At 59.6% G+C, this 8090-nt stretch carries 6 protein-coding genes; 4 read left to right on the top strand and 2 right to left on the bottom strand.

The genetic code is table 11. The annotated features are described in order from the left end of the window. Window positions 1-23 precede the first annotated feature (23 nt). Complete coding sequence (locus ACFFNA_RS39875; RefSeq protein WP_378925853.1) at window positions 24-2093, bottom strand: recombinase family protein; 2070 nt, start codon at window positions 2091-2093, stop codon at window positions 24-26. Further along, complete coding sequence (locus ACFFNA_RS39870) at window positions 2080-2265, bottom strand: hypothetical protein (protein ID WP_143748500.1); 186 nt, start codon at window positions 2263-2265, stop codon at window positions 2080-2082. The genes ACFFNA_RS39875 and ACFFNA_RS39870 overlap by 14 nt, the downstream gene beginning before the upstream one ends. 378 nt (window positions 2266-2643) lie before the next feature. On the opposite strand from ACFFNA_RS39870, the gene ACFFNA_RS39865 reads away from it, so the two are divergent. The 4 genes from ACFFNA_RS39865 to ACFFNA_RS39850 form a co-directional block, all read left to right on the top strand. Continuing rightward, entirely contained in the window at window positions 2644-2811 is a 168-nt protein-coding gene (locus ACFFNA_RS39865) for a transposase domain-containing protein (RefSeq protein WP_287347185.1), read from the top strand. Then, window positions 2808-3410: a UPF0149 family protein gene (locus tag ACFFNA_RS39860; RefSeq protein ID WP_378925851.1), complete on the top strand. Its 603-nt coding sequence runs from the start codon at window positions 2808-2810 to the stop codon at window positions 3408-3410. The genes ACFFNA_RS39865 and ACFFNA_RS39860 overlap by 4 nt, the downstream gene beginning before the upstream one ends. 491 nt (window positions 3411-3901) lie before the next feature. Next, window positions 3902-5197, top strand: coding sequence for an aminotransferase-like domain-containing protein (locus ACFFNA_RS39855; RefSeq protein WP_378925848.1), 1296 nt, complete (start codon window positions 3902-3904; stop codon window positions 5195-5197). A 224-nt stretch (window positions 5198-5421) separates the two neighbouring features. Then, window positions 5422-8090, top strand: a 2669-nt coding sequence (locus ACFFNA_RS39850) for an amino acid adenylation domain-containing protein (RefSeq protein WP_378925846.1), incomplete at its 3' end; no start/stop codon positions are given.

Raw genomic sequence — 8090 nt, 5'->3', positions numbered from 1 at the left:
CCGATTCATACTGCACCTCCTCTTCAAACGTCCGGAAACAGGGACTTTTGGTTTTCCATTTTGATGCGACACGGGCCTCTGTGACGCGGAAACTGGGTCACTTCGTCCTTTTCCAGATCCGTAGCCCGTATTTGGTGCGGCGCATCCGGCACCACCTGCTCAGTAGGGAGCACGCCCTCCTTGATCAGTCGACGGACGCGATGGGCAGTAACTCCAAGCTTTTTGGCGGCTTCGGTCAGCGTGAGCCACTCGCCATTCTTTTCGGCGGATCGGTAGCCGTGGATTTTATGGACTGTGCGCAGTGCCCCGACACGGCGCCCTGTCCAGGTTTTGCCTTGTCCGGTCTGCATTCCCATTCGGTTGAGAGTAGCGGCAATGTCGGCATCGGACCATCGGGTCGCCATAGACCGCATGATCGCAAGGGCGGCCTCGGGAGTACTCTGGCCATGTTCGCCCGATTTAGGTTTGCGAATGCGCAGTTGGGAGTGTTGGCCGCCTTTCCAGTGGATCGTCAAAATGACTTCACGTTGCTCTTCATCGACGTCAGCGATGATATCCGACACGAGGGTGCGAAGGAGCTGCTGACGACATCGCATATCAACGTTAGGCGCGCGCCAGGCGGCTTCCAGGTCGGTGGCAATGCCAGCAAAATCGGGAACTGGGGTGACAAGATCGATTTGTCGGGCTTGGGCCAAACCCGCTTCACAGGCTTCCACGCGCCTGAGCGCTGCCTCCCAGCTCTTCTCAAGTTGGGCAGCGATCAGCCGGTTGTCGGGGTCGCAAGCAGCATAGCGACGTTCAGCAAGAGAGGCGTCGTATCGGGCTTGCTGCAAGTCCAACTCCACCATGCGGTGTCGTTCTTCCAGATTATCCCGATGCGCCCGGTCAGCTTCCATTGCGGCCTCGATCGCCATTGGCGTCACGGCCCTCAATATCTCTTTGCCTATGGCAGGGTCGATGCGAGATGCGCCAAAAGTCATACATCGAGGCTTGGCCAGCATCTGGTTGATACGTTCACAGCGGTAATAGGGATGACCTGGAGGCCGCCCCGAGTAGACAACGCCCAACCGCCTTCCGCATCGGCCGCAGGTGAGCAGGCCCGCGAGCAATGCGCGGCCGCCACGACCCGACTTGATACCGCCTTTCTGTCCGAAGGCATTGACGGCAATATGGCTTTGGTTCCTCTCAAACTCGCTCCAGTCGATATAGCCTTCATGATGATCCTGGAGCAGCACTTCCCATGTTCCAAAGGGCTTGCCGTGGCCGTAGCTTTTGCGAGCCCTGCCATCGACAATCTCCGTTCGCTTCTCGCTTTTACCATAGACATAGACCCCAGCGTAGAACGGGTTCTTCAGGATCGAAATAACGCTTCGATAGCGGACCGGCACCCAGTCGAAGGACACAGTTTTGCGCCCGTCAGAAGGGCGGGGAAAATGGAAATCGTCTGCGGTGAGGGAAATCAGCACCTGGCGGGCGCTGCCAAGCTCGCGGAAGCGCGAAAAGATGAGGCGGACCGCCTCCTGCACCCGAAGATCAGGATCAAGCCCCAGACCATAGTCGCGATGCCAGATATAGCCGATTGGAACACTGAGACGCAGTTCTCCCCGCCGCGCTTTGGCGCGAGCCGCGTCAAGCATGCGCGTTCGCAAAATGCCAAGCTCGAACTCGCTGATGCTGCCCTTCATGCCCAACAACAATCGATCGTTTGGCCGACAGGGATCGTATACCCCGTCGAGATCAATCACGCGCGCTTCAACCAGGCCGCACAGTTCCAGGAGGTGATGCCAGTCCCGGCCATTACGGGAAAGGCGCGATGCGTCGAAGCAGAGCACCGCACCAACTTTGCCCGTGCACAGGCCGCTGACCAGTCGTTCGAAACCAGGGCGGTCGACAGTGCCGCTGGCGGTGCGGCCAAGGTCATCATCGATCACCTCGACATCGTGAAACCCCCAGCGGCGCGCAACATCGACAAGTTCATATTGTCGGCGCTGGCTCTCCAGGTTGTTCTGGACCTGACCCGGGGTCGACTGTCGGACGTAGACCACAGCTTTGCGCTTCAGCACCGTGGCTGGAAGGAGATCATTGCCCGTCATCGCTGGCCTCCTTCGCCGCGACGCCGGCCGCGGCCATCAGGAGGGTCGCCAGCCTGGCAACAACGACGCTTCGTTCCGCGTCGCTCAGGCCTCGCATCTGCGGCGTATCGAGCGGCATGCTCAACTGCTGGGTCAGCATCGGTAGCGACGAGGGTCGTGGTAGTGCCTTCATGGCGCGCCTCCTGGATGGCCGTGAGTCCATCCGCCGAAGTCTGCCTGAAACCGCGCTCGGTAAGCAGTCTGTGAAGCTCTACAAGCCCAATCACCGCAACGCGCGGTTCGCCCATCTTCATGTCGGCGCAAAACGCCCTATCCAGCACCCACTCTGCGACCTGGATGATCTCACCCGGCCTGATCTCTACCCGGATGATCGCGCCATTGGCCCGGTCCTCGCGACCTTCGTGCCGAAAACGGCAGCCGTAATATGGATGCCAGCGATAATGAAACTCCACCATCTGCCCGACATGGGCAGAATGACCCTGCGATGGCGGTTGGCCGACGCAATTGGCTTTTCTCGGGCAACTTCGCTGCGGCAGAGCGGTCAGCGGTCGTGCTCAGCATCATTGAGACCTGCAAGCTGTGCGGCGTCGATGCGGAAGCCTACATGGCCGATGTCACCGAGCGCATCCAGAACGACTGGCCAGCCTCGCGCTGGGACGAGCTGATGCCATGGAATTGGGTGCGCCGCGAAGAGATGCCGCTCCCCTTGGCGGCATGAGCGCGCTCGATGACATGGCGCTGTCGGACGAGGCGCTCGAGGCCTGGATGGCCACCAAGGCCGCCCCCCGCCCGTTGGTGCGGACCATGTCGGCGCTGGATGGCTTCGTAACGGCGGCGGTCACCGGACCCCGGTTCGCGGACCCGCAAGACTGGATGTGCCCGCTCATGGGCTTGCCGCGCGACGTCTTGGCCAAAGGCTCTGCAACCGATCACGCCGTGTTTGCCAGCCTCGCCAGGATCCACAACCGGATCAACGAGACGCTGTTCGACAGACCGCAGGATTATGCGCCCCGCTTCGCCACCAAGCCCGGCGGCGGCATCGACCCCCGGCCGTGGTGCCAGGGGTTCCACACGGCCATGAACCTCAATATCAAACGCTGGAAACGGCTGCTCGACCTCGACAACCCCAGCCACGGCCTGCTGCTGCCGATCCTGATCTACTGCGTCGACAAAAAGGGCAGGCCCGTTCTCGGCAAGCCCAGGCCGGGGCCTGAGACCGCGCAGTTCATCGAGCACGAGGCCTACAAAGACATCGCCCTCGTTATCCCCGCCCTCCGCGAACTCCACCACGTCACCCGTTATGACGATCCGCAGTGATCGCCGGCGGCGCGCCGACCAACGGCTGAACTACATAGATGCACCACCAGACGATCTCGGGAAAGGTGCCTGGGCGCACCGCTTACCGCCATGGTGTTGAAGGTGCGTTACCTATTGATGGCGGAAAGGCAGGAGACACTGTCGCTCAGTCACCGGCCGCGGAAGGAGTCCTGCAACCGCGAACTACGGAAGACGACCAGGCGAGTCCAGTATACCGGGCCAAATTTGGATCGCCCGATGTTCGATGTCAGACACTCGTCATGGCAGTTTTATAGCGACCGTCTTGTTTAGACGCGTTTTTCTCGCTTGGCGCGAAAAATGCAAAGCCCTCCACAATCGGAGTAAGAGCAATGTTCGACGATCACACTCGCCAATCAGACGGCTATTTCTGAAACCGGCCTAGCCCGTGCCGCTGGTTTCAACGGAATGCTGCTGTCGAACCCACACTGGTGTGATCCTCACCTTGCCGGTAGTTCTGCGTGGAGTCCACGATGGATTATATGCCGCCAACCTCAGTAATGAACTTCTTAAACGAGGTCTCGGGTTCGTTTCCGTCGGCGATTTCCCTAGCCTCGGGCAGACCAAGTGATCGGTTCTTCGATAGGCTTGACCCCCAGGCGCTGTTGAATGCGCTAGTTGTGTATGAGCGGTATTCAGCCGGCGATCACGGAGGTGGGCAAGTACACTCTCAGTTGTTGCAGTATGGACGAACTGCCGGCCTCATCAGCGAGCTCGTTGCACAACAGGTTCGATCCGATGAGGGGGTTGCAGCGAGGACTGATCGCGTACTAATCACGTCAGGCTGCCAGGAGGCGCTTGCTGTCTGCCTGCCGGCGCTGTGTCCCGAACCTTCGGACGTGATCCTGGTCTGCAACCCCACCTACGTTGGCGCAACCGGTGCAGCTAAGGCCGAAAGGGTCGCCGTTGCAGCCTTACCCAACTCAGGGCCTTGCGTTGCAGAGGCAATCGAGCGCGCAGTCCTGCAATTGCGCCGAAATGGTCGGAGGGCTCGGGCGGTATATCTTATCCCCGATTTTGATAATCCGACCGGGCGCGTTCTCGATTCGGCCGCACGACGCGATGTACTTCAAGTGTGCGCCAGACATCGGGTCATCATTCTGGAGGATAACCCATATCGGCTATTTCGGTATGAAGGTGATGCGATCCCTCCGATGGCCGCTTTGGATGAGGTAGGAAGTGTCATCTACCTGTCTACATTCTCCAAGACGCTAACCCCATCTCTCCGCGTGGGAGCTGCGATACTACCCGAGACGATATTTGGAGACGCGGGAGCTTGCCGAGTACTTTGGGACGATCTGGTTCAGCGCAAGAGTTTCGTTACCCTCAATACGAGCCAAATTACACAAGCGATCGTGGCAGGGCTGTTGATCGAACAGGGGGTAAGCTTGCGTGGCTGGATACGGCCGGCGCTGGATTGGTATCGTGCCAATCGCGACCTTATGTTGAGTCAGCTGGATTGTGTGTTTTCGCCGTTCTCGGATCAGATTCGATGGAATCGCCCCTCCGGCGGCTTCTTTCTGACCCTCGATCTTCCTTTCAGATTTAGCGCGGAGAGCATGAACGAGTGTGCAAGAGATGACAATGTCATCGTTATGCCCATGAGCTTCTTCGCGTTGGATGACTCTCAAGACTACAGGATTCGATTAGCGTTCAGCGCGGTTACTCCCGAACAGATCCGAACCAGTGTGACCGGTTTGGGCCGCTACGTGGCGCGGCGGCTTGGGCGGGAATTGCCCAGCTTGGTGGGTGGACTGCGGGAGGGATAAAGATGGCATATCGGTCTTCTCCGGTGCGCGGACGTGGCTGCGAACGAGGCGATCAGGATAGGAATCCTGCAGGGCGCTCAATCTCCTCCGGCATCATTGTGGGCAGTGGTACGCTCGCAGTTAGGTGCGCTCAGCTGGCAATGGCGACGGGCCACGTCATTGGTGCGGCCCTGTGTAGTGACGCCATATTCGCGGAGTGGGCGGCTCACGCCAATATCCCGAGCATGGAAAGTCTTGAAGAGCTCTGCTCTTTTTTGAAGGCGGAGCCAGTGGATTGGATTTTCTCCGTTGCCAATCCGTTCATATTGCCACCGGACGTGTTTAGGCGAGCGCGTCGAGGTGCATTTAACTACCACGACGGTCCATTGCCACGATATGCGGGAACGCACGCAACGTCTTGGGCGCTGCTGGCGCAAGAGACCGAATATGCCATCACGTGGCATCGGATCGATGATGGTGTTAATACGGGTGACGTCGTGGTTCAGCGCCAAGTGCTGGTGGCGCCCACCGACACGGCAATGAGCCTGAACCTCAAATGTTATGAAGCCGCGATCGAGGGTTTCCGCGAGCTCTTAACTGGCTTCGCGAAGGGGAAGCTTACGGCCCATCCTCAGGCGCTGGGAAACAGAAGCTATTTTCCGAGATGGCGACGCCCAGATGCGGCAGGCTGTCTGCGTTGGGATCAATCCGCGCAAGAGTTATCAGCGATGACGCGGGCCCTAGACTTTGGCCCGTATCATCCCAATCCATTGTGTCTGCCCAAGGCTCTCTTAGGCGATGAGGCTGTCGCAATCAGGCGCCTGGAGATGTCAGCTCAACGCTCGGGCGTTCCGGCAGGTTGCCTGCTTGAAGTCCACTCCAGCCATTGGCGGGTGGCGACGGGTACAGAGGATGTCGATGTTTGCTTTGGCGGCCGCTATGGGCAGGCGCTGGACGCGCGAGCCCTCGCCAGGCACTCCAATCTGGATAAAGGTGATCGCCTTCCGATCTTGAGCGAGGAACAGGCGCGGAGCATAACTGCCACCCATGAATTGCTGGCGCCTTCAGAGAATTTTTGGCGACAACGGCTAGAGCAGCTTAGAACATTGCAGCTTCCTTTCCCGTCTTCGCCCGTGGCTGAAGCGCCGCCCAGATGGCGGACTAGTTCGGCGTTCGTTCCAAGTGCTTTGGCTGAGCTGTCCCCACTCGATCGCACGGAATACTTGGTAACCGCTTGGCTGGTCTATCTCGCCCGCATCACGGGAGAAACCGACCTTCAACTGGGATGGACGCCTGCTTCGGATGGACCGCAAGCTGGGTCTAAGGCGGTGAAGGTGTTGATCACCCCTGTCGTGCCGATGGAAGTTACCATTGACCTTGCACATGATTTTGAAGAAATGCGCAAGACGGTGGCGGCCGAGCTCGCTCAGCTGAAGGCTCACGCTGGCTTTGCCCGGGATCTTATCGCGCGCTGCCCGACATTGCGAGTTGCGGAGGCGCTACGGTTGCATCGACCCTGGCCGATTGGCATCACAGTCACGACAGAAAGCTGCTCCGTCGCTGATGATCTGATGACGAGCCGCAGAGCGGGCCCAGCCCTATGCGGCAATTTGCTGACCTTTGAGGTTTGCGCTCTGGATGGGAGCTTTCGCTGGCACTTCGATGCCAGTCGATTAGCGCCGGAGCAAATCGGCCGCATGACGCAGCATTTGCAAACTTTGTTGCATGGTGTGATGGCCGATGCGGGCCAGCCGGTCGGTCGCGTCGACATCCTCCCGGCCGCCGAACGCACGTATCTGCTGGAGGAGTTGAACCGGACGGCAGCAGCCTATCCGTCGGAGCGGTGCATCCATGAGCTGTTCGAGGCGCAAGTGCGCAAGGCGTCCGACGCGGTGGCGCTGGTCCATGACGACGAGCGGGTGAGCTATGGCGAGCTCAACGCGCGGGCCAACCGGCTGGCCCATCATCTGATCGGCCTCGGGGTGAGGCCGGACCAGCCGGTGGCGATCTGCCTGGAGCGCAGCCCGGCGATGGTGGTGGGGCTGCTGGCGATCCTCAAGGCCGGCGGTGCCTATCTGCCGCTGGATCCGGCCTATCCGTCGGGCCGGCTGCGGCAGATTGTCGGCGATGCAAAACCGCAACTACTGCTTTGCGACGCCGCCGGCCGCACAGCACTGGACGCCAAGGCGCTCGCCGATCTGAGCGTGGTCGATCTGGATATGTCCACCTCGGCCTGGGCCGAACTGCCCACCTGCGACCCCGACCCGCGCGCCCTCGGCCTGACCTCCAGCCATCTCGCCTACATCATCTACACCTCAGGCTCAACCGGAACCCCAAAGGGCGTCATGGTCGAGCACCGGAGCTTGATCAATCACACAACATGGCAGGCGGATCGATTCCAGTTTGCTGCCCATGACATTTTCTTGCAGCGAACATCCCCCTCCTTTGATGCCGCCGTTTGGGAGCTATGGACAGCCTTGTCGATTGGGGCCCATGTAGCTCTTCCTCCTCTCGAGCGGCAATTTGATACTCGAACGATTTTCGATCTAGTAAATAAGTATCAAGTGACGGTCCTGCAATTGGTTCCGTCGCTTCTTTCCGCATTGCTCATGGTCACTGACGTTGAGCAAAATGAAGTCGATAGTTTACGATACGTATTCTGTGGCGGAGAGCTCCTGAGGAATGAGCAAGCCGCTAAATGGCTGCAATTCGCACCGCGGGCACTTGTCAATGTCTATGGACCTACCGAGGCAACGATTGACGCAACAGCCTGGGTGTATACCGCTGGATTTAACACGCCGGTTGTCCCGATCGGCCGTCCGATCGCGAACACGCGGGTGTATCTTCTGGACGCTCATGGCCAGCCGGTTCCGTTCGGGGCGGTGGGTGAGCTTTATATCGGCGGGGCGGGGGT

It is taken from the genome of Mesorhizobium kowhaii (assembly GCF_042431665.1).
Classification (GTDB): domain Bacteria; phylum Pseudomonadota; class Alphaproteobacteria; order Rhizobiales; family Rhizobiaceae; genus Mesorhizobium; species Mesorhizobium kowhaii.
Note: the sequence above shows the minus strand (reverse complement) of the source record. Positions and strands in the feature narration are given on the sequence as shown.